This is a genomic window from Massilia sp. NP310 (assembly GCF_019443485.1).
GTDB classification, from domain to species: Bacteria; Pseudomonadota; Gammaproteobacteria; order Burkholderiales; family Burkholderiaceae_D; genus Telluria; species Telluria timonae.
In genome coordinates, this window is sequence record NZ_CP080379.1 from 1,696,110 (window position 1) to 1,717,847 (window position 21,738).

The 21,738-nt window shown below is 66.6% G+C and carries 24 protein-coding genes; 15 read left to right on the forward strand and 9 right to left on the reverse strand.

Going from position 1 to position 21,738, the window contains the following annotated elements:
• The first annotated feature begins 25 nt into the window (after positions 1 to 25).
• The 4 genes from KY496_RS07360 to KY496_RS07375 all read left to right on the forward strand — a co-directional run bounded on the left by KY496_RS07360 (position 26) and on the right by KY496_RS07375 (position 4,181).
• Entirely contained in the window at positions 26 to 949 is a 924-nt protein-coding gene (locus tag KY496_RS07360) for a cation diffusion facilitator family transporter (RefSeq protein WP_005667415.1), read from the forward strand.
• An 84-nt stretch (positions 950 to 1,033) separates the two neighbouring features.
• Entirely contained in the window at positions 1,034 to 1,972 is a 939-nt protein-coding gene (locus KY496_RS07365; protein ID WP_005667414.1) for an NAD(P)/FAD-dependent oxidoreductase, read from the forward strand.
• 159 nt (positions 1,973 to 2,131) lie between these two features.
• Positions 2,132 to 3,337, forward strand: a complete 1,206-nt coding sequence (locus KY496_RS07370) for a glycosyltransferase (protein WP_005667413.1) — start codon at positions 2,132 to 2,134, stop codon at positions 3,335 to 3,337.
• Positions 3,312 to 4,181 (forward strand): phytanoyl-CoA dioxygenase family protein, encoded by an 870-nt coding sequence (locus KY496_RS07375; protein ID WP_005667411.1) that lies wholly within the window; start codon positions 3,312 to 3,314, stop codon positions 4,179 to 4,181. The genes KY496_RS07370 and KY496_RS07375 overlap by 26 nt, the downstream gene beginning before the upstream one ends.
• A gap of 66 nt (positions 4,182 to 4,247) precedes the next feature.
• Here KY496_RS07375 and KY496_RS07380 read toward each other — a convergent pair whose 3' ends face one another.
• The 7 genes from KY496_RS07380 to KY496_RS07410 form a co-directional block, all read right to left on the reverse strand.
• A complete protein-coding gene (locus KY496_RS07380) occupies positions 4,248 to 4,772 on the reverse strand; it encodes a hypothetical protein (protein ID WP_005667409.1) in 525 nt (174 codons plus the stop codon).
• 126 nt (positions 4,773 to 4,898) lie between these two features.
• Entirely contained in the window at positions 4,899 to 5,543 is a 645-nt protein-coding gene (locus KY496_RS07385) for a hypothetical protein (protein ID WP_219864360.1), read from the reverse strand.
• Entirely contained in the window at positions 5,540 to 6,487 is a 948-nt protein-coding gene (locus KY496_RS07390; protein WP_219864361.1) for an MlaD family protein, read from the reverse strand. The genes KY496_RS07385 and KY496_RS07390 overlap by 4 nt, the downstream gene beginning before the upstream one ends.
• 19 nt (positions 6,488 to 6,506) lie before the next feature.
• Positions 6,507 to 7,313 (reverse strand): ABC transporter permease, encoded by an 807-nt coding sequence (locus KY496_RS07395; RefSeq protein WP_219864362.1) that lies wholly within the window; start codon positions 7,311 to 7,313, stop codon positions 6,507 to 6,509.
• 91 nt (positions 7,314 to 7,404) lie between these two features.
• A complete protein-coding gene (locus KY496_RS07400; protein WP_219864363.1) occupies positions 7,405 to 9,645 on the reverse strand; it encodes a bifunctional (p)ppGpp synthetase/guanosine-3',5'-bis(diphosphate) 3'-pyrophosphohydrolase in 2,241 nt (746 codons plus the stop codon).
• A gap of 14 nt (positions 9,646 to 9,659) precedes the next feature.
• A complete protein-coding gene (locus tag KY496_RS07405; protein WP_005667398.1) occupies positions 9,660 to 10,010 on the reverse strand; it encodes a RidA family protein in 351 nt (116 codons plus the stop codon).
• Positions 10,011 to 10,060: 50 nt separating this feature from the next.
• Positions 10,061 to 10,951, reverse strand: coding sequence for an alpha/beta fold hydrolase (locus KY496_RS07410; protein ID WP_219864364.1), 891 nt, complete (start codon positions 10,949 to 10,951; stop codon positions 10,061 to 10,063).
• Positions 10,952 to 11,094: 143 nt separating this feature from the next.
• On the opposite strand from KY496_RS07410, the gene KY496_RS07415 reads away from it, so the two are divergent.
• The 10 genes from KY496_RS07415 to KY496_RS07460 all read left to right on the forward strand — a co-directional run bounded on the left by KY496_RS07415 (position 11,095) and on the right by KY496_RS07460 (position 19,542).
• The gene (locus tag KY496_RS07415; protein WP_229409797.1) at positions 11,095 to 11,877 is read left to right on the forward strand and encodes a 3-hydroxybutyrate dehydrogenase; all 783 of its coding nucleotides are present in this window, start codon (positions 11,095 to 11,097) and stop codon (positions 11,875 to 11,877) included.
• The gene (locus KY496_RS07420; RefSeq protein ID WP_229520460.1) at positions 11,855 to 12,838 is read left to right on the forward strand and encodes an AraC family transcriptional regulator; all 984 of its coding nucleotides are present in this window, start codon (positions 11,855 to 11,857) and stop codon (positions 12,836 to 12,838) included. Before KY496_RS07415 ends, KY496_RS07420 begins: the two co-directional genes overlap by 23 nt.
• Before the next feature lie 184 nt (positions 12,839 to 13,022).
• A complete protein-coding gene (locus tag KY496_RS07425; RefSeq protein ID WP_005667392.1) occupies positions 13,023 to 14,324 on the forward strand; it encodes a dicarboxylate/amino acid:cation symporter in 1,302 nt (433 codons plus the stop codon).
• A gap of 115 nt (positions 14,325 to 14,439) precedes the next feature.
• Positions 14,440 to 14,943, forward strand: a complete 504-nt coding sequence (locus KY496_RS07430) for a GAF domain-containing protein (RefSeq protein WP_219864365.1) — start codon at positions 14,440 to 14,442, stop codon at positions 14,941 to 14,943.
• Positions 14,936 to 15,367 (forward strand): response regulator, encoded by a 432-nt coding sequence (locus KY496_RS07435; RefSeq protein WP_219864366.1) that lies wholly within the window; start codon positions 14,936 to 14,938, stop codon positions 15,365 to 15,367. Before KY496_RS07430 ends, KY496_RS07435 begins: the two co-directional genes overlap by 8 nt.
• A gap of 108 nt (positions 15,368 to 15,475) precedes the next feature.
• Positions 15,476 to 15,862, forward strand: a complete 387-nt coding sequence (locus KY496_RS07440; protein WP_005667387.1) for a BlaI/MecI/CopY family transcriptional regulator — start codon at positions 15,476 to 15,478, stop codon at positions 15,860 to 15,862.
• Positions 15,859 to 17,130 (forward strand): M56 family metallopeptidase, encoded by a 1,272-nt coding sequence (locus KY496_RS07445; RefSeq protein ID WP_005667385.1) that lies wholly within the window; start codon positions 15,859 to 15,861, stop codon positions 17,128 to 17,130. The genes KY496_RS07440 and KY496_RS07445 overlap by 4 nt, the downstream gene beginning before the upstream one ends.
• Positions 17,127 to 18,710 carry a hypothetical protein gene (locus tag KY496_RS07450; RefSeq protein WP_219864367.1) on the forward strand — a complete coding sequence of 528 codons (1,584 nt, stop codon included), beginning with the start codon at positions 17,127 to 17,129 and terminating at the stop codon, positions 18,708 to 18,710. The genes KY496_RS07445 and KY496_RS07450 overlap by 4 nt, the downstream gene beginning before the upstream one ends.
• Before the next feature lie 44 nt (positions 18,711 to 18,754).
• Positions 18,755 to 19,162 carry an energy transducer TonB gene (locus tag KY496_RS07455; RefSeq protein WP_219864368.1) on the forward strand — a complete coding sequence of 136 codons (408 nt, stop codon included), beginning with the start codon at positions 18,755 to 18,757 and terminating at the stop codon, positions 19,160 to 19,162.
• Positions 19,159 to 19,542, forward strand: coding sequence for an energy transducer TonB (locus KY496_RS07460; RefSeq protein ID WP_219864369.1), 384 nt, complete (start codon positions 19,159 to 19,161; stop codon positions 19,540 to 19,542). The genes KY496_RS07455 and KY496_RS07460 overlap by 4 nt, the downstream gene beginning before the upstream one ends.
• Before the next feature lie 75 nt (positions 19,543 to 19,617).
• On the opposite strand, the gene KY496_RS07465 is transcribed toward KY496_RS07460, so the two are convergent.
• Both KY496_RS07465 and KY496_RS07470 read right to left on the reverse strand, forming a co-directional pair.
• Entirely contained in the window at positions 19,618 to 20,268 is a 651-nt protein-coding gene (locus tag KY496_RS07465) for a 3-oxoacid CoA-transferase subunit B (protein ID WP_005667378.1), read from the reverse strand.
• 24 nt (positions 20,269 to 20,292) lie between these two features.
• The gene (locus tag KY496_RS07470; protein ID WP_005667377.1) at positions 20,293 to 20,988 is read right to left on the reverse strand and encodes a CoA transferase subunit A; all 696 of its coding nucleotides are present in this window, start codon (positions 20,986 to 20,988) and stop codon (positions 20,293 to 20,295) included.
• A 153-nt stretch (positions 20,989 to 21,141) separates the two neighbouring features.
• Between KY496_RS07470 and KY496_RS07475 the strand changes: the two genes are divergently transcribed.
• Positions 21,142 to 21,714: a PAS and helix-turn-helix domain-containing protein gene (locus KY496_RS07475; RefSeq protein WP_040776284.1), complete on the forward strand. Its 573-nt coding sequence runs from the start codon at positions 21,142 to 21,144 to the stop codon at positions 21,712 to 21,714.
• Positions 21,715 to 21,738: the final 24 nt, after the last annotated feature.

Consider the following 21,738-nt stretch of genomic DNA (forward strand, 5'->3'; position numbering starts at 1 on the left):
AGCCACCATATTTACTTCGCAAGCGATGACCTACAAGCCGCTCGACCCTTCGCACCTGCACGCCCACCTGGACGGCGACGCCAGCCATTCGCACTCGATCGAGGCGCGCAGCCAGAAGGCGCTGGCGGTGGCGCTCGGCCTGACCCTGCTGTTCGCCGTGATCGAAGTGATCACCGGCTTCCTGTCCAACTCGCTGGCCCTGATCTCGGATGCCGGTCACATGGTGACCGATGCCGCCGCCCTCGGCCTGGCCCTGCTGGCCCAGCTGATCGCCAAGCGTCCGCCGTCGGCCCGCCACTCCTTCGGCTTCGTGCGCGCCGAGGCGCTGGCCGCCTTCGTCAACTGCCTGGCGATGCTGGGCCTGGTGGCCTGGATCGGTTACGAGGCGGTGCAGCGCCTGATCCATCCCGAGCATGTACAAGGCGGCATCGTGCTGGTGGTCGCGGCCCTGGGCGCGTCGATCAATCTGCTGGTGGCATGGATTCTTTCGCGCAATAACGACAGCATCAATACCCGCGCCGCCCTGGTCAATGTCATGGGCGACCTGCTCGGCTCGCTGGCCGCGATCGCCTCCGGCGCCATCATCTACATCACCGGCTGGGTGCAGGCCGACCCGATCCTGTCGATCTTCGTCGCCCTCCTGATCCTGCGCTCGACCAGCGGCATCCTGCGCGAGTCGTACCACTTCCTGATGGAAGGCGTGCCGCACGCGATCGACTACGTGCAGGTCGGCGCCGACATGGCCGCCGTCGACGGCGTGCTGGCCGTGCATGATATGCATGTGTGGGACATGTCGCCAGGCCACCCCGCCCTGATCGGCCATATCGAGATCCGCAGCCTGGAAGAATGGCCGCCGGTGCTGGAAGCGGTGCGCGCCATGCTGCGCGAACGGCACGGCATCGATCACGTGACCCTGCAGCCCGAGGCCGCGGGCGGCAAATCGCTCTGAGGGCGCGCCTGTAAGCCGATGCCGACCCGGCGTTGAGGCACGCGCCGATAGCCTGCCGGCGAGCGGCTCGGGATAATCGGCCGCATGGAACTGAAAACCAATGTATTCGACACGCTCATCGTCGGCGGCGGGCCCGGCGGCCTGACCGCCGCCATCTACCTGCACCGCTTCACCCGCAACGTCGCCCTGGTCGACAAGGGCAATAGCCGGCTGGGCTGGATTCCCGTCTCGCACAACTATCCGGGCTTTCCGGACGGAATCAACGGCAAGCAGTTGCTGGACCAGCTCCGTTGCCAGCTCGGCAATTACGGCGGCCATGTGATTCCGGGCGAAATCACGAACCTGCGCATCGAGGACGGGCTGTTCGAGGCCGACTGCTGCAGTCCCGAGGGAGATTTGACGACCCTGCGCGCCCATACGGTGCTGCTGGCCACCGGCGTGGCCGACGCCGGCATGCCGGTCGAGCGCTGGGAAGAAGCGGTGGCCGCCGGCGCCGTGCGCCTGTGCCCGGTGTGCGACGGCTTCGACGTGATCGACAAGCGCATCGCGGTGGCCACCTCCGAGGTCAATCCGGTCGGCCATGCGCTGTTCATGCGCAGCTTCAGCACCGAGGTGCTGCTGTTCGAGCGGACCGAGGAATCGGCGGTCGACGCCGACGAAAAACGCCAGCTGGAAGCGGCGAACGTGCGGCACATCACCTCGCCGCTGGCCGGCGTGACCCTGACCGACGAGCTGCGACCGGTGCTGCACACGCGCGACGGCCAGGACTATGCATGCGATGTGTTCTATCCCATGCTCGGGGAAAGCGCACGTTCGGGACTGGCTGCGGCGCTTGGCGCCGAGACCGTCGAGTGCGACAAGCTGCTGGTGGATGACCATTGCCGCACCTCGGTGCCGGGCCTGTTCGCCATCGGCGACGTCACCCGCGGACTGAACCAGATCGCGGTGGCCGCGGGCCAGGCTGCGATTGCAGCCACGACCATCCACAATACGCTCCCGTGGGCGCTGCGCGCCCGACCGTAACTGACTGTCGATAAAACTTACAACAGAATAACTTAAGTTTTAGATACTGAACAAAATCAAGTGATTGCAGATAGGCATGGGAATTGCATGGCGATACCCATCGTCCGAATCATCATCGATTGATGGCGGCGCGACCGATCAACGTTGCCAGCGACCCCGATGCTGAATATCCTGACGTTCTCTACTCTGTACCCGAATGCCGTGGAGCCGCACCACGGCATTTTCACCGAGACCAGCCTGCGCCAGCAGTTGCGCCTTCACCCCATGCGCGCGGTGGTGGTCGCGCCGGTGCCGTGGTTCCCGTCGACCGCGGGCCTCTTCGGGCGCTATGCCCGCTATGCGCGGGTACCGCTCGAGGAAGTCCGTAACGGCGTGCACGTGCTGCATCCACGCTACGCGAATGTGCCCCGGATCGGCATGTACATGACGCCCTGGACGCTGTATCACGCCGCACGCCGGGCCATCGATGGCCTGCTCGCGCAGGGCGGCGATTTCGACGTGATCGACGCTCACTACTTTTATCCCGATGGCGTGGCTGCAGCCATGCTGGGGCGCCATTATGGCAAGCCGGTCGTCATCAGCGCCCTCGGCAGCGACATCACGCAGCTGCCGGGCCACGCCTGGCCACGCCGCCTGATCCGCCAGGCCGCGCATGCCGCGTACGCAATGATCAGCGTGTGCGAGGCGCTGCGCCAGGACATGATCCGCCTCGGCCTGCCAGGAGAACGCATCCATGCGCTGCGCAACGGCGTCGATCTCGATCTGTTCTATCCGGAACCCTATGCGCGATCACGTGCGACGCTGGGCGTCGAGGGCTTTACCCTGCTCTCGGTCGGTCACCTGATCGAACGCAAGGGTCACGACAAGGTCATCGCCGCGCTGCCGGAACTGCCCGGCGTGCGCCTGATGATCGTTGGCGCCGGCCCGGAACGCGGCGAGCTCATGGCCCTGTGCCACGAACTCGGCGTGCACGAGCGCGTTCGCTTCCTCGGCCTCCTCACACAGGACCAACTGCGCACCTGCTACAGCGCCGCCGACGCGCTGGTGCTGGCTTCGAACCGCGAAGGCTGGGCCAACGTGCTGCTCGAGGCGATGGCCTGCGGTGCGCCGGCCCTGGCCAGCGACGTGGGCGGCACCGCCGAAGTGGTGCGCTGCCATGCGGCCGGGTTGCTGCTGCGCGCCAATTCGGCGGCAGGCGTGGCCGACGCCGTGCGGCGCCTGCGCGCCGACATGCCCGCGCGCGAAGCCACCTGCGCGCATGCGCGCCTGCACTCCTGGCATGCGACCACGCATGCCCAATTCAACCTGTTCTCCAACGCCGCCGGATTCTCCATCGACCATGCTCTCCACCGACCAGCTGCTTGACCTGACGCTCCAGTACAATACACAAGGATTCGTTCACCTGAAACAGTTGCTGCCGCAGGCGGTGCGGGACGCCGCGCGCAGCGCCTTCGATGCCGCCGCCGCCCGTCACGCGCAGGCGACGGACCAGGCGCGCGCCAGCGGCAAGCGCTTCCACGACCTGCCTGCCATCCTCGACGCCGACCCGGTATTCGTCGACCTCGTCGACCTGCCGCAGCTGCTCCCGCTGCTGCGGGCGACGGTGGGCGAGGATATCGCGTTGCAGGAGACCAGTGCGCGCCTGTTCTTTCCCGGCCCGACCTTCACCAGCCCCTACCACTCCGACATCGCGCGCGTCTCGGGCGTCAATCCCGCCCACGCGCCGGGCTTCCTGGCCAAAGCCCATTTTTACCTGGAAGACCTGGCGCCGAACCAGGGCTGCCTGTCATTCATCCCCGGCAGCCAGCACCTGCCGCCACTGCACGTGAATCCGCATCGACCGACGCTGGCCGGGTCCGGCGCCACGGTGCGCATCGTGCCGCGCGCCGGTGACGTCGTGCTGTTCAACACCCACGTGCTGCACATGGCCGAAGCCAACGAAACCGATCGCGTGCGTAAATCGCTCATTTACACCTACGGGCACTTCTGGATGAAAGCCTTCCGCAGCGCGGCGCCGTCCGATCTGGGGCGTTTCGATAACGACCCGCAACGCCAGCAATTGTTCGGGGTCGAGCTGCCGGGCGTCAGCCATTTCGGCCGCCGCCTGGACCTCCTGGCGCCCGCCGGCACAGCGAATCGCTTGCGCCGCTTGTCGGAGAAACTGGTGCATCGCCTGCTGCCGATGGACACCCTGCCTCCGCGAGCCTGAATCGAGACCGCCATCGGCACGCCCGACGGCGTTCCCATCGTCGCTTTGGCCTTCTCGACAATTCACTCAAGCCCCGGGCGTGCCCTCGTCGATGCGCGCACGCGCCAGTTTCCAGTCCAGGTCCTGCAGGATTTGCATGAGGCTGCGCGCAGTCACCTTCGGCAGCGCCGAGTCCGGCGCGGCACGCGCCGAGCGACCTCCCGGGTCGGTCAAATCCCTGTATTTCACCTCTCCCGGAATCGCCTTCAGGATGTCGGCGATGCGGGCGTCGGCCAAGGCCAGCCCCTCGCCATCATTGGTCAGTTGCGCGCCGTAGGCTTCCCGCTCGAGGTGGGTGACGCCGGAGTCGTAGATCGTCGCCAACGTCTTGCCGCCCAAGGTGATCTGGGCATGGATCTTGTCGGGATGCAGGTCGGCGTAACGGCGCCCTGCTTCCAGGCGCGCGGCCATCTGCTCATCGTGCAGCCTGGCCTCGGCGACCAGTTCGTCGGGCATCTTGTAGACCACGTCAGGGTTCTTCTTGGCCAGCTCGCCGAAGGAAGTGATCGTGCCTTGCACGCGGTAGGGACTGGCGAAGTCGATGCGGGACATGGCGCTGCTCCATGGTAGATTTGTACACGGTTGGCTTCATCGGACTGCACGGCCAGTCTACAAGCGCCAAGCCGCGGTCAAATGACCGATTAACCAAGGTTTACAACCGCATAACAACGGATACCCTCATTGCCCAGCCGGCAGCGTGCCGGACACCAGCGCCATCCGACGCCGGATCTGCTCCGTCGCGCCGGTATCGCCCGCTGCCTTGGCACGCTGCTCCTGCACCCCGAGCCAGGTCAGCAAGGGTCGCCGCCAGCCCTGGCTCGACGCCGTGTCGACAGCGAGCGCGATGCCCTGCGGCGTCATGCGCCCGGCCTTGAGCAGCGCCCCGGCCGCCACCATACGCGACAACGGGTCTTCGATCTTGTCCAGCGCCCCGCCGCCCACCACGGCGCGATGCTGCTCGGGCAGCAGCGCCACGTCCAGGCCTTCCCACTGCCCCGCCAGGTAGGCGGCATACGCGCGCTGGGCCGGCGTGGCGTCGGCGGCCAGCGCCGCATAGCCCGGGCACTCCTCGAACACCAGGCTGGCCGCCTGCGCCGCGCAGCGCACCAGCTCCACCTGGGCCACGCGGTCTAGCCGGCCGGTGGCAGCCGTCTCGCGCCGCGCCTCGCGGAATTCGGCCTCGGAAGCCGCCGTGTGCCCCTTCAGGTAGTCGTCGACCGACGCGTCCAGGGCGCCCTTGGCGTTGGCTTGCCAGTCCGGCGGCAACGGCTTGCTGGCGCAGCCGGCCAGCACGGCCGCAATGCATACGTATGCGATCTTCATGGAAGCTTGATCTCCTGGCTGCTGCGCGCGAACGGCCATTTGCGGTTGATTTCTTCGACCAGGCGGTTCACCTTGCGCAGGCTGGCGTCGACTTCGCCGCGCAGCGCGCCCAGGTCTTCGGTGGCCGCGCGCGTGTTGGCGCCGACCGCCTGGGCCTCGACCAGCACCGCGTCGACCTTCTTCAGCGTGGCGCTGGCGTCCTGCAGCACCACGTCCAGCTGGCGGATCGCGGCTTGCGTGTCGTCCATCACGCCGGCCTTGCCGAACACGCGCTGGTCGGCCTTGGCCAGGATGGCGTTGACCCGGTCCAGCGCCTCCATCAGCTTCTTCGCCTCTTCGTCGCCGCCCAGCGCGCCCCCCAGCACCCCGTAGCGGCCCGACATGCGGCCCGTCACCGCCGACAGGTTGGCCAGGCTGGCGTTGACGTCCGAGCCGGAGGCGGTCATGGTTTCCAGGTTTTCCAGCAGCGCCCTGGCGGTGGCGACGATGCGCGGGATCTCGGCGGTGGCGTCGCCGCGCAGCACGGTGCGGGTGGAGTTCGGCGGCAGCGGCGCGTCGGTCAGCACCCCGGTATAGGCGCGCAGGCGGGTCTCGCCGACGATGCTCGACTCGAGCGTGAACACGCTCGAGGCGCGCAGCCACTTGGCGTCCTTGCTCTGGACGTCGACCGTGATCTGCACCTTGCCGTCGTCGCCCAGGTCGACCTGGCGCACGCGCCCGATCGGAAAGCCCGCGAACGTCATGTCCATGCCGGGGATGACGCCGGACGAATCCTCGGCCACCAGGGTCAGGCGCTGGGTCGGCTCGAACACGCCGCGCGCGTACATCACGTACAGCACGAAGGCCGCGATCAACAGGCCGAGCATCACCAGGACGATCACCGCCTTGGCTTCGACGTTCTTCGGCTCATCAAGAATGGATGGATCAGGAGTCAGGTCCGGCATGAAGTTCTCGTTCCAGGATTCAGATGTATTTCAGGGCCAGCGAACCGGCCTCGATCACGATCAGCACGAACAGCAGGCGCAGGGCGCCGGGCTGCACGCTGGTCGCCAGGGCGCGCGGATAGCGCTGCAGCTCGAGCACGGCGGCGGTCGGGATCAGGGCCACGGCCAGGCCGAACAGCACCGTCTTGAGCACGAAGCCGGCCGTCACCACCGGCGCGAACACGCGGCCCACGGTGCGGGTGTAGTCGGGAATGCCCCAGGGCGACAGGCCATACACGTTCAGGTAGGCCAGCAGCAGTACGATGATCGAGGTGACCATGGCCAGCGAGAGCACCGCCACCGCGTTGGCGATCAGCTGCGGCACCAGGTCGCGCCGCACGCGGCGCAGGGCTTCGTCGCTGGCGGCGCGGATCGACAAACCGGAGCGCGCCAGGCCCAGGGCCGAGGCGTCGAAGGCCATGCTGGCGCGCAGCGCGACGAACAGCGCCGCCGACAGCGGAATCAGCTCCAGCACCAGCACCCGCACCACCATCTCGAGCGCGAGGCCGGACAGGCCGTAGCTCTTGGCCGTGACCAGCACGATGCGGATGATGACCAGGCTGACCAGGCAGGAGGCGAGCGTGAACCAGGGCAGCACCTGCCAGGTGCTGGCGTGGATGTGGCGCGCGGTGGCGTGGAAGCTCGCGCGGCGCCAGGTGGAAGGCGAGAGCGCCGTGACGACGGCGATCGCGCCCAGGTGGATCATGTACCACCAGCTGCGCAGGTAGCGCGCCAGGTAGGCGGGCCACAGGGTCGGTTGGGCGATGGGCGGGATCGTTCGCGGCATGGGCTGAATGATACTTCGGTTACAGGCAATTGCGCGGACCCGTGACAAATGATTACGTTCGCACGGACCGCGCGGCGGCAACGCCGGCGCCCTACTGCCTGCGCGCCTCCATCACCCCCGACACCTCCATGATCGCCGCCAGCGCCTTCTGCGCCTGCGCCGTCGACCCGATCTCCGCCGTGAACACCATGCGCGCCTGGCCCTTGGCGCTCTGGGTATTCACCCCGATCACATTGATCTTCTCGCGCGAGAACACCTCGGAGATGTCGCGCAGCAGGCCCTGGCGGTCTTGCGCCAGGATGAACAGATCGACCGGATAGACGGTCTCGAAGCCGGCCGTGCCCCACTCCACCTGGATCACGCGCTCGGGCGACTTGGCCTGCATCTCGGCGAAGTTCTTGCAGCTGAGGCGGTGGATCGAAACGCCCTTGCCGCGCGTGACGAAGCCGACGATCGGGTCCGGGGGCGCAGGTTTGCAGCACTTGGCCAGCATCGTCATCAGGCCCTCGGTGCCCACCACCAGCACGCCCGACTTGGCGCCCTGCTCCACGCTCGAGGCGCGGCTCTTGTTGACCACCGCCGCGTCTTCGACCGGCGCCGGCTCGGCGTTCTCGTGCAGCGCGGCTTCCACGTGGCGCAGGCTGAATTTGTCCTTGCCGACCTCGATGAACAATTCGTCCACCTTGGCGAAGCCCAGCTTCTGCGCCAGCAGCTCGAGGTTGACCGCGGTCTTGCCCTCGCGCTGCAGGGATTTCTCGACCAGCGCCCGGCCATGGGCCAGCGTTTCGGCCATGTCCAGCGCATGGAACCAGGCGCGGATCTTGGACCGGGTGCGGCTCGAGACCGTGTACTCGGGACTGAGCCAGTCGCGCGACGGGCCCTGGCTGCCGGCGCCGCCCTTGGCGGTGATGATCTCGCAGGTCTGGCCGTTCTTGAGCGGGGTGTTGAGCGGCACCATCACGCCGTCGATCTTGGCGCCGCGGCAGCGGTGCCCGACCTCGCTGTGCAGGTGGTAGGCGAAGTCGATCGGCGTGGCGCCGACCGGCAGCTCCAGCACCCGCGCCTGCGGCGTGAGCACGAAGATGCGGTCGTCCAGGCTGGCCGCCTTGAGCTTCTCGACCCATTCCTTCTGCTGCTCTTCCTGGCCGGCCACGGCGTCGGCCACGTCGGTCTTCCAGGCCAGCAGCTGGCGCAGCCAGGCGATCTTCTCGTCGTACTGCTGGCTCTTGAAGTTGGACCCGCCCTCTTCCTTGTAGCGCCAGTGGGCGGCGATGCCGTACTCGGCGAAATTGTGCATCTCTTGCGTCCGGATCTGCACTTCCAGCGGCCGGCCGTCGTCGGCCGTCACCACCGTGTGCAGCGAGCGGTAGCCGTTCGGCTTGGGACGCGAGATGTAGTCGTCGAACTCCTTCGGCACCGGGGTCCAGATATTGTGGATCACGCCCAGCACCGTGTAGCAGGTCTTGACGTCCGCCACGATCACGCGGAAGGCGCGCACGTCATACAGCTCGGAGAAATCGAGCTCCTTGCCGCGCATCTTGCTCCAGATGCTGTAGATGTGCTTCGGCCGTCCCGAGACGTCGGCCTTGATGCCGGCCGCCGCCAGCTCGCTTTGCAGGCGCGCGATCGACGAGGCCACGAAGCTCTCGCGCGACATGCGCTTTTCTTCGAGCATCTTGGCGATGCGCTTGTAGGTGTCCGGCTCGATGAAGCGGAACGCCAGGTCTTCCAGCTCCCACTTCAGTTGCCAGATGCCGAGCCGGTTGGCCAGCGGCGCATAGAAGTCCAGCACCTCGCGGCCATAGGCGCGCGTGACCTCGTCGAAGCGCTTGTGTTCGGCGAAGTGGCGCAAGGTGGCGGCGCACGAGGCCAGGCGCATCAGGACCACGCGCATGTCGGTGGCCATCGCCAGCAGCATCTTGCGCAGGGTTTCGTTGTGGGCCGCGGCCTGCTGGGCCGCGTTCTTGCCGCTGCCCACCGGCGCCTGGCCGACGGTCAGGTCGCGCAGGCGGATCAGCTGGTGCACGCCCTGCACCAGCGCCGCCACCTCGGGGCCGAAGCGCTCCTCGATGCGCCCGAAGGTGGACGGATCCATCAGCGCCAGCTCGAACAGCAGGCCCGCGATGCGGGTCTCGGCGTCGGTGTTCAGGTAGGCCAGGGTGCCGGCCGCGCCGAGCGAGAACTCGAAGGCGCCCTGGCCCGACGAGGCGACCCGCTCGCCATAGCTCGCGGCCGCGTAATCGAGCGCCGCGTGCACGCGCACGCAGTCCTCCTGCCCCAGTCCCTGGACCAGGCCGCTGTTGACGTCGCCCAACAGGGCGGTCGATACCATACGACGGTTCTGCCTTAGCGCAGGGCGGCGACGACGCAGACCTCGACCAGGCAGGCGGGGTTGGCGAGCCTGGCTTCGACGGTCGCGCGCGGCGGGGTATGGCCCTGCGCCACCCACTCGTCCCACACGCTGTTCATGCCGGGGAAGTTGTCCATGCTGGAGATAAAGATCTGGCAGGAGAGGATGCAGGTCTTGTCGCTGCCGGCCTCGCCCAGCAGGCGGTCGACATGGCCCAGCACCTCGCGCATCTGGCCCTCGATGCCCTGGCTGGTGTCTTCGGCGATCTGGCCGGCCAGGTAGACGGTTTCGTTGTGGATCGCCACTTCGGACAGGCGCTTGCCTACGTGCAGTCGTTTGATTTCCATGATCTCTTTCTTCTAGGTTATGAGGAACCGTTCAGGTCCGGATTAATAATTCAGCCGATCAAAAATTCACGCGCGATCGCGATCTGGTCGTCGTGCACGAAGGTCGGCGCATGGCCCACCCCGGGAATCTCGACCAGGCGCGGACGCGGTCCGCGCTGCGTCATCTGCTGCGCGGTCGCGCGCGACAGCAGGTCGGACTGCTCGCCGCGCACCAGCAGGGTCGGGCAGCGGATCGCGTCCCAGGCCGCCCACAGCGCGGCCTCGTCCTGGGCGGCCCCTTCCAGGGTGATGGCCCGGAACGGCTGCGCCAGGTTCAAGTCGTAGTGGCGCTCCCACTGGCCGTCCTGCCCCTGGCGCAAGACATCGGCCGCCAGCTTGCGCCATTCGTCGTCGGTGTGCGGGCCGAACGATGCCGACACCGTTTTCACGAACTCGGCCCCGGCGGCAAAGCTCGGGAAACGCAGGTCCTGGCCGATGTAGTCGCCGATGCGCCGCAAGGCGGCGCCATCGAGCACCGGACCGATATCGTTGAGCACGAACTTGCGTATCGGGCTGCCCTCGAGCGCGGCCAGCGCCATGCCGATCAGGCCGCCCATCGAGGTGCCGAACCAGGCCACGTCCTCGCTATCGGCCCCATCCCGGGCGCCGGCAGTGACGCGCGCGATCAGGGTCACCATGTCGGCCATGTATTGCGGCACCGTGTAATAGGCCGGATCGCGCAGGCGCTCCGAGCGCCCGCGCCCGACGATATCCGGGCATACCACGCGATAGTCGTCGCACAGGGCGCGCGCCAGGTGGTCGAAATCGTCGCCCACGCGGGTCACGCCGTGCACGCAGACCAGCACCTTCGGATTGTCCGCGTCGCCCCATTCCTTGTAGGCGACGCGGTGCAGCCCGGCGGGCGAGCTGCACTGGACGCTTTTTAATCTGGGTTCAGACATCGTGACTCCGTCATGACAATATGTAGCCGCCGCTTCGCGGCGCCCTGCAAATCACCACCGCGATGGCGTTGCGATTAGAATTCTACCAATTCTGAGGAAGTTCCCCCGATCACCTTCATATAGAGGACACAATGAAATCCAGCATGCTAAGTGGCAAAACGGCTCTCGTCACCGGTTCGACCTCGGGCATCGGGCTCGGGATCGCGCGCTCGCTGGCCGAACAGGGCGCCAACATCGTGTTCAACGGCTTCGGCGACGCCCAGCAGATCGAGAAGCTGTACACCGACATCGGCGCCGAGTTCGGGGTGCAGACCGCCTACCACAACGCAGACATGTCCAAGCCGGGAGAGATCGAGGCCATGATGGCGTACGCCACCGAGAAATTCGGCGGAGTCGACATCCTGGTCAACAATGCCGGCATCCAGCACGTGGCGGCGGTCGAGGACTTCCCCACCGAGAAATGGGACGCCATCATCGCCATCAACCTCAGCTCGGCCTTCCATACCACCCGCCTGGCCCTGCCCGCCATGAAGCGGAAAAACTGGGGCCGCATCATCAACCTGGCCTCGGTGCACGGCCTGGTCGGGTCGAGCCAGAAATCGGCCTACGTCGCCGCCAAGCACGGCCTGGTCGGCTTCACCAAGGTGACGGCGCTCGAGACGGCGCAGACCGGCGTGACCGCGAACGCGATCTGCCCCGGTTTCGTGCTGACCCCGCTGGTGCAGAAGCAGGTCGACGACCGCGCCGCGCGCGAGGGCCTGGACAACGACGCCGCGCGCAAGGCCTTGCTGCTTGAGAAACAACCGTCGGGCGAGTTCGTCACCCCGGAGGAACTGGGCGCGCTGGCCGTGTTCTTCTGCAGCCCGGCCGCCGACCAGGTGCGCGGCGTGGCGTGGAACATGGATGGGGGCTGGGCTGCGCAGTAAGCCCGACCTGGCCAGCGCCGCCTCGGCCCAGGGCGTGGATGCGCTCAGCCGCCTGCTGTCGCTGTTCACCCTGCGCACCTCGCTCGACATCCGCTGCGCGCTGGCCGCGCCCTGGGTGCTGGAGCAGCCCGCGGCCAGCGCCGGCGTCGCGCCCTACCACCTGATCGTCGAGGGCGAAGCCGCGGTCGACACGCCCGGCGGCGAACGGGTCAAGCTCGCCGCCGGCGACATCGTCGTCTTCCCGCAGGGCGGCGCCCACCGGCTGCACGCGGGGCCGCCGGAACAGGCGCGCGCCCTGGTGGACGTGCCGGGCCCGGCGCCGCTGCGCTGGGTGTCGAATGACGGCGCCGGCGCGCCGACCGGCATCCTGTGCGGCCAGTTCGTGTTCGACGATGGCGCGCGCCGTGTCCTGCAGCCGGCGCTGCCCGCCATGATCGTCGTTCACGCCTCTTCACGTCCCGACTTCGCCGGCCTGCTCGCGCTGGTGACGATGCTGCGCAGCGAAGCCGACAGCGCACGGCCCGGCGCCGCGGCCGTGGTGGCGCAGCTGTCCGGAGCGCTGTTCACGCTGTTGCTGCGCGCCTGGCTCGACGACGGCCCGACCACCCCCGGCCTGCTGGCGGTGCTGGCCGACCGCCGCCTCGGCCCCGCGCTGCGCCTGATGCTGGCGCAACTGGAGCGCTCCTGGCTGGTGGAAGAACTGGCGGCGGCCTGCTTCATGTCGCGCGCCACCTTCGCGCGCCTGTTCCGCCAGTTGGCGGGCACGACGCCACTCGACGCCCTTGTGCAGTTGCGCATGATTCAGGCCGCCCAGTGGCTGGCGCGCGACACGCGGCCGGTCGCGGCGATCGGCGAAGCGGTCGGTTACCAGTCCGAGGCGGCCTTCAACCGGGCCTTCAAGCGCAGCTACGGCGTGGGGCCGGGCGCCTGGCGGCGCGCGGCATTGGCCGCCTCGAGCTAGTCATTTTCCTCTGCCCGACCTGGGCATGGCAAACACGCCACCTGCTGCGCTTGCCTGCCGCACCGCTGCGGTGCGTGGTCATCCGTGATGCCCTGGTGCAGTGCAGCATGCGGATTTCCACAATAGCTTGCCGGGAACGATTGCTCCAACATGGAACAACCACCAACCTCGTTGAAGAGTTGCCATGAAGAAGCCTTTTTATAAAGTACTGTATGTCCAGGTGCTGATCGCCATCGTCCTTGGCGTGTTGCTGGGGGTGTTCTACCCCGAACTGGGCACCGCGATGAAGCCTTTGGGAGACGGCTTCATCAAACTGATCAAGATGATCATCGCCCCCGTGATCTTCTGTACCGTCGTCGCCGGCATCGCCGGGATGCAGGACATGAAGAAGATCGGCCGCGTCGGCGGCAAGGCGCTGATCTATTTCGAAGTCGTGTCGACCTTCGCCCTGGCCATCGGCCTGGTGGTCGCCAACCTGGCCAAGCCGGGCGCCGGCTTCAACGTCGATCCGGCCCACCTCGATTCGAGCTCGATCGCGCAATACACCACCAATGCGCATGCACAGACCACGACCGAGTTCATCATGCACATCATCCCGAATACCTTCGTGGATGCTTTCGCTACCGGTAATATCCTGCAGGTCCTGTTGATTGCGATCCTGTTCGGCTTCGCGCTGTCGATGATGGGCGAACGCGGCCGTCCGGTGACCAAGTTCATCGACGACATCGCCCACGTGATCTTCGGCATCGTCAACATCGTCATGAAAGTCGCGCCGATCGGCGCCTTCGGCGCGATGGCCTTTACCATCGGCAAATATGGCCTGGAATCGCTGTTGCCGCTGGCCAAGCTGATGGGTTCGTTCTACCTGACCTGCGCGCTGTTCGTGTTCGTGGTGCTGGGCGCGATCGCCAAGTTCACCGGCTTCTCGATCTTCAAGTTCATCAAGTACATCAAGGAAGAACTGCTGATCGTGCTGGGCACCTCGTCGTCGGAAAGCGCGCTGCCGAACCTGATGCGCAAGCTGGAAAAGCTGGGCTGCTCGAAGCCAGTGGTCGGCCTGGTCGTCCCGACCGGCTACTCGTTCAACCTGGACGGCACCAATATCTACATGACGATGGCGGCGCTGTTCGTGGCGCAGGCGACCAACACCGACCTGACCCTGACCCAGGAACTGACCATCCTGCTGGTGGCGATGCTGACCTCGAAAGGCGCATCGGGCATCACCGGCGCCGGCTTCATCACGCTGGCCGCGACCCTGGCCGTGGTGCCGACGATCCCGGTGGCCGGCATGGCCCTGATCCTGGGCATCGACCGCTTCATGAGCGAAGCGCGCGCCCTGACCAACTTCATCGGCAACGGCGTCGCGACGGTCGTGGTGTCGAAGTGGGAAAAGGAACTGGATTCGGCGCGCATGGACGACGTCCTGAGCGGCCGTGTGCATGTCGAAGACCAGAACAGCCTGAAGGAAGTGCGCGAAGCGGCGTAATCCCAATCGCTGCCCACCCTGAAAACCGTGTCCTCGTGACACGGTTTTTTTATGCCCGCAAGCAGTCTGCTATATTGCGGCCATCCCGATCGACGACCGCCCTGCGGGCTCCACGATGCACATCGCCGCCACACCCGACAACGAAGCCGCGCGCCTGGCCGCGCTGTACGAGCTCTTGATCCTCGATACCCCGCCCGAGGAACGCTTCGACAGGATCGCGCAATTCGCCGCCGCCGAGTTCGACATGCCGATCGTGCTGGTCACGCTGGTCGACGCCGATCGCCAGTGGTTCAAGGCGCGCGTGGGCATGCCGGTGTGCGAGACGGGGCGCGACGTGTCCTTCTGCGCGCACGCCATCCTGCGCGACGAGATCATGGTGGTCGACGACGCGCTGCACGACCCGCGCTTCGCCGACAACCCGCTGGTGACGGGCGCGCCTCATATCCGCTTCTATGCCGGCGCCCCATTGGCGCTGCCATCCGGCCCGCGCCTGGGCAGCCTGTGCCTGATCGACCGCCGTCCGCGCACCCTCGATGCGATGGAGCTGGCGATCCTGGGCACCTTGCGCGACCTGGCGCTGATGGAATTGACGAACACGGTGGAGCACGCCGATGGCTGAATCCACACAGATTTTGCTGGTGGAACCGGAGCCGATGCTGCGCCGCACCGTGGCGATGACCGCGCGCAGCCTGGGGCTGAGTCAGGTGCACGAAGCCGCCAGCATCGAGGCCGCGCGCCGCATGCTGCGCGCACGCGCCTTCCACGGCGCGGTGATCGCGGTCGACTGCGTCGGTCGCGGCGGCGAACGGCGCTACGACCTGAGCCTGGTGGACGAACTGCGCGCCGGCGGCGCGGCGAACGGGACGATCCCGATCGCGATCATGGCCGAGCAGGCGACCGCCGAACTACTGCACGAGCTGCGCGACCGCAGGATCAGCCGGGGCATCCTGAAGCCGTTCCGCGCCAAGGTGCTGCTGGAAACGATCGAGCAGTTCGGCGCCGCCGGCAAACCGCGGCCCGGCCTTCCCCAGCGCCCGGCCTGAGCCGGCGTTCATTTTATTCAGCCTGCATCGCCACCCACACGGATTAGTGTAGACATCTCGATCTAGACAGGATAATCTAGGTTCATCCTGAACAGATGAGGTCATGCCATGCCGCGCTCCCCCGACGCTCCCAAGCCCACGCCCGCCGAACTCGACCTGCTGCAAGTGCTCTGGCCGCTCGGCGCGGCCACCGCCAAGCAGGTGCACGAGGCGATGCTCCCGCAACGTCCCGACGTCACGTATGCCACGGTCTTGCGCCTGATGCAGGTCATGCACGGCAAGGGCTTGCTCAGCCGCGACGAGAGCGAACGTTCCCACGTGTATGCGCCCGTCCATGAACGCGACGCCCTGCAGACCAATCTGCTGCAAGACCTGATGCAGCGCGCCTTCTCGGGCTCGGCCAAGGCGCTGGTGCTGGCCGCGCTCAAAAGCGGCATTTCGAAGAAGGAACGCGACGAGATCGAACAGCTCCTGAAAGACGAGGACAAGCGATGAGCGCATTCGAGATCGTCAACAGCATCGGCTGGACGCTGGTCCATTTCAGCTGGCAGGGCGCGCTGGTCGGCGCCCAGACCGCCCTTGCCCTCGCCCTGCTGAGCAAGGCGCGTCCGCAGACGCGCTACCTCGTCGCCTGCGCCGGGCTGCTGTTGTGCGTGGCATGGCCGGCGACCGAACTCTACCTGCGCCTGAGCGGCGATGCCGGCGCCGGCGGCGGCTTCGCGATCGTGCTGGCAGGCGCCGCGCAAGGCGTCGCCGAGGACGGCGGCTGGAGCGGCCTGTTCCAGCGCAACCTGGCCTGGATCGTGGGCGCCTGGGCCGCCTGCGCGCTGTGCCTGGCGCTGCGCATGATCGCAGGGCTGTTGTGGGTGCGGCGCGCGGCGACGCGGGAAGGCCGCGATCCGGCATGGCAGGGGCGCGTCGACCGACTCGCCGCGCAGTTCGGCCTGGCGCGGCCGGTCCGACTGCGCATCGTCGGCGGTTTGTCCAGCCCGGTCACCGCCGGCTGGTGGCGCCCGGTCGTGCTGGTGCCGGCATCGCTGGTGACCACCATGCCCCCGCACCTGCTGGAAGCGCTGCTGGCGCATGAACTGGCGCATATCCAGCGCCACGACTACCTGGTCAACCTGTGCCAGAACGTCATCGAATCGCTGTTGTTCTACCACCCGGCGGTCTGGTGGATCTCGCGCCGCATCCGCGTCGAGCGGGAACAGATCGCCGACGCCATCGCGGCACGGCAGCTGGGCGAACCACGCCGCCTGGCCCTGGCCCTCTCGGAACTGGAAAAACTCCAGTTCTCCACCCACCACCTGGCCCAGGCGGCCAACGGAGGAGATCTCATGTCACGCATCAAACAACTGGTACGTCCCGATACCGAAGCGCTGAACTGGAAAGCCGCGATCCCGGTGCTCGGATTCCTGCTCGCCGGGCTGGCTGGCTGCGCCCAGACGCCGGCATCGACCGCGGCGACGGCCAACGCGAACAGCATCGTCGATCTCCCGACGGTGAAATTCGACTCCTGCGAACGGCCGAAGTACCCGGCCGAGGCGCTGGCGCGCAATATCGAGGGCACGGTGACTCTCGGCTTCCTGGTCGGCGCCGGAGGGGCCGTGCTCGAGACCACCTTGCGCAAGTCGAGCGGCGACAGCTCGCTGGACGAGGCGGCCCGCACGGCGCTGGCCAAGTGCACGTTCAAGCCCGGCACGGTCGATGGCAAGCCGACCGAGCAGTGGACTGAGGTGCAGTACGTCTGGGTATCGAAGTGAGCGCAGCTGCCCGCGTCGTACGTCGCCTCGTCGGCCTGCTTGTGCTGTGCACGAGCACGCTGGGCGCCGCAGCGGTCAATTTCACCTTCGAAAGTGCCCCGGGGCCGCTGCCGGTCGGATTCCGGGTCGTCGAGCAATACGACCGGTCACGCGTTTTCCTGGGCGACCACGATCTCGACACGGGACGCCCCATCACGCGGGAACGGGCGCGGCCGATCCAGACCCTGGTCTGGTATCCGGCCACCGATTCGGGCCAGGCGATGCGTTACGGCGACTACCTGCGCCTGACCGGCAGCGAGACCGATTTTACGCGCGGCAGCGCGGCCGTCCAGGCAGCAGCCGACGCCTTCATCGCGCTTAACTACGCGCCGCCGGGCGCAAATATGCAGCAGCTCCGGGAAGAGCTGGCCGCGCCGATGCGGGCGCGCCGCGACGCGGCAGCCATCGGCGGCAAGTTCCCGATCGTCATCTATGCGCCCAGCATCAGCGCGCCCGCCGCAGAGAACCCGGACCTGTGCGAATACCTGGCGAGCCACGGCTATATCGTGATCGCCAGTCCCAGTATAGGGCCGCGCTCGCGGCGAATGCCGAACGACCTGGCGGGCGCAGAAGCGCAGGCGGCCGACATTTCCTTCCTCATCGGCTATGCCGGCACGCTCGCCCAGGCCGATCCGGCCCGGATCGCGGTGGCCGGCTTCAGCTGGGGCGGCTTCGCCAACGTCCTGGCAGCGGCCAGGGACAGCCGGATCAAGGCGCTCGTCGCCCTGGACGGGTCGGTGCGCTATTACCCGGAATTGGTCTCTGCCGCGACCTACCTGGCCCCGCAACGCACCACGACGCCGATGCTGTATGTCGCCGCGCGGCCCTCCTCGCTCGAAGACATCGCCGCGCGCGGCAAGCCGACGTCCAGCTACCTGAACGATGCGAAGCATGCCGACATGTTCAAGCTGACGATGTACCCGATGGAACACTTTGCCTTCTCGTCGACCTACCTGCGTTTCGCCGGGGACGAGTGGTTCAACCAGTATTCGCGCATCGATGCGAACCAAGCCCATGGCTGGACGGCGAGCTATGTCGGGCGCTTCCTCGACGCCTATCTGAAGGATGACGAGGCGGCGCTGGCCTACCTGGATGCCGCTCCGGCCAGGAATGGTTTCCCGGCGCATGCCGCCACGATGGAGGTCCGGCGCGCCGCGCCGCTTCCCGCCGGTCGCGAGCAGTTCGCGGCGGAGCTGGCGCGCCGCGACTTCCAGCATGCCGGCGCAGCATATCGCGCCATGTTTGGAAGAGAGAAGGACGGCGGCCTGCCCGAGAAGGAACTCAATGCCTGGGGTTATGCCTTGCTGCAGGCGGGGGAAGCGGAGGCCGCGCTCGCGGTATTCGGCCTGACGACAGAGCTGTACGCGTCGAGCGCAAACGCTTTCGACAGCCTGGGCGAAGCCTGCGAACGCAGTGGCGACACTGCGCGTGCGATCATCAATTATCGCCGCTCGCTGGAGCTGAATCCCGACAACGACAATGCCCGGCAGCGGCTGCAGGCCCTCGAGAATGACATGCATAAACTGGCAATATTGCAGTGATAAGCTATCATTTCGCCTGAGCCCGTGAATAGGAGTGGATCTTGATGCGTGAGTCGTTGTTCAAATGGCGCAATACATGCCGTCCGATGCTGGCGTCCGGATTGGCGGCGGCGGCCCTGGCCGGCTGCACCCAGACGGCGCCGGTCAATCCCTTCGCCGCGATGCCGGACAGTGTCACCACCGAGCCGGTCGCGAATTTCAAATCCTGCCGCAAGCCGGAGTATCCCCCGCAGGCGCTGGCCGCCAAGGTCGAAGGTACGGTCACCCTCGCCTTCCTGGTCAGGGCCGACGGCACGGTGCGCGAAGCGGTGGTGCGCAAGACCAGCGGCAATGCCTCGCTCGACGAGACGGCGCGCGCTGCGCTCGCCAAGTGCCGGTTCCAGCCGGGTACGGTGAACGGTGCGCCGAAGGAGCAATGGACCGAGCTGAAATACACCTGGGCGCCTGAATGAAGCCGAGCCTGGGTATGCCCGCGGCCTTTGGCGTGGTCGTCGCTGTCCTGGCCGGTTGCGCACAGGCGCCGGTGGTGGCACAAGCCGCCGCGAATCCGAACGCGGCGCGGCAGCCGGTTGTGGATTTCGCTTTCTGCCATCGACCGGTGTATCCGCCACAAGCTGTCGCCGACAGGATCGAGGGCACGTCGACGATCGGCTTCCTCGTCGGTCCCGACGGCAAGGTGATCGCATCGAGGGTCTATGCCTCGAGCGGCGACGCGTCGCTCGACGAGGCGGCCCGCAGCGCGATCTCGCAATGCGCGTTCAGGCCGCCGACCGACAAGGGCAAGCCGGTCCAGGCCTGGATTCCCGTGCAATACGTCTGGAAAATGGATTAAGCATCATTCGGCACGCTGTAACGACATAGGGCGTCAGAAACATCCAGCGCCCTTTGCCGTTCGACACCGCGCCGACTACAGCGCCGAGGTATCCAGCTCGCAGCCGGTGGCGGCCACGATCTCGTCACGGCTCACGCCCGGCGCCAACTCCACTACCTTGAGGCCGGTATCGGTCACATCGATCACCCCGAGGTCGGTGATGATGCGGTCGACCACGCCCACGCCGGTCAGGGGCAAGTCGCACTTTTTCAGGATCTTGTGGCTGGTGGAACCATCCTTGGCGGTGGCGACATGTTCCATCACGACCACCACGCGCTTGACGCCGGCGACCAGGTCCATCGCGCCGCCCATGCCCTTCACCATCTTGCCTGGGATCATCCAGTTGGCCAGGTCGCCGTGTTCCGACACCTGCATCGCGCCCAGGATCGCCAGGTTGATCTTGCCGCCACGAATCATGCCAAAGGAGTCGGCCGAGCTGAAGTAGGCGGAACCGGGCAGCGCCGTCACGGTCTGCTTGCCGGCGTTGATCAGGTCGGCGTCGACTTCGGCTTCGGTGGGGAACGGGCCGATGCCCAGCAGGCCGTTCTCGGACTGCAGGAACACCTCGATATCCTTGGGTACATAGTTGGCGACGAGGGTCGGCAAGCCGATGCCCAGGTTCACATAGAAGCCGTCCTGCAGCTCCCGGGCCGCGCGCGCGGCCATTTCATCACGAGTCCATGCCATGTTCTTGTCTCCGAATGTGTGTGATCAAGCGCGTACGGTGCGCTGTTCGATGCGTTTCTCGGGCGTCGGATTGTGGACGATGCGGTGCACGAAGATGCTGGCCAGGTGCACCTGGTCCGGATCGATCTCGCCGATCTCGACCAGTTTCTCGACTTCCACGATGCAGACCTTGCCGGCCATGGCCACGTTCGGATTGAAGTTGCGTGCTGTCTTGCGGAACACCAGGTTGCCGGCGCGGTCGGCCATATGGGCCTTGACCAGCGACACGTCCGGGAACAGCGCGTGTTCCATCACGTAGTGCTCGCCGTTGAACTCACGGGTTTCCTTGCCCTCGGCGACGATGGTGCCGTAGCCGGTCTTGGTGAAGAAGGCCGGAATGCCGGCGCCACCGGCGCGCAGCTTCTCGGCCAGGGTGCCCTGCGGGGTGAACTCGAGCTCGAGTTCGCCGGCCAGGAACTGGCGCGCGAATTCCTTGTTTTCGCCCACATAGGACGAAATCATCTTCTTGATCTGGCGCGTTTCCAGCAGCTGGCCGAGGCCGAAACCGTCCACGCCGGCATTGTTGGAAATGGCGGTGAGGTTCTTGACGCCCGAATCGCGCAGCGCCGCGATCAGGGCTTCCGGAATGCCGCACAGGCCGAAGCCGCCCACGGCGATGGTCTGGCCGTCTTGAACGATGCCGGCCAGGGCGGCGCGCGCGTCAGGATAAACTTTATTCATACCCGTCCCTTTTATAGGTTAAGCCAAAGCTCTTCTGTACTACTGAGTAGACTCTCAGCATAGAATACGTGACAACGAAGCACAATACCGTAGAACTACGGCCAATCCCAACACATAGCACGGCGAATGAAGACGGCTGTCGATCTGCATCAGATGAACCACCAAAACCCACAGAGTCCGGGCATCGACTATGAAATGATCTTCCAGCACGCGCCGGTCGGCATGTGCGTGTCGCTCGACCGCGTGATCCAGACCTGCAATGGCGCGCTGGAGGAAATGTTCGGCTATCCGCCGGGTCACCTTCAAAGCCTGTCGTTCAGCGTGCTGTACCCGACGATGGACGAATTCCTGCGTACCGGCGACCGCATCATCCCCATCATGAATACCCGGGGCCGCTATTCTGACGAGCGCATCATGCGCCGCGCCAGCGGCGAACTGTTCTGGTGCCACGTGACGGGCCGCGCACTGGACCCGGCCCAACCCCTGGGCGCCGGTGTCTGGACCTTCGAGGACGTCAGCGAAAAACGTCCGGTGACGGCGCAACTGACCCCGCGCGAGCGCGAGATCGCGGCGCTGCTGGTCGAAGGAAAGACGAGCAAGATGATTGCACGCGATACGGCCCTGAGCCCGCGCACGGTGGAAATGCACCGGGCCAGCCTGATGCGCAAATTCGCGGCATCGACGTCGTCGGAGCTGGTGCACAAGCTGGTGGGCGTGCGCGGATAGCGGCCCGTTCGCGCCGGGCGAATA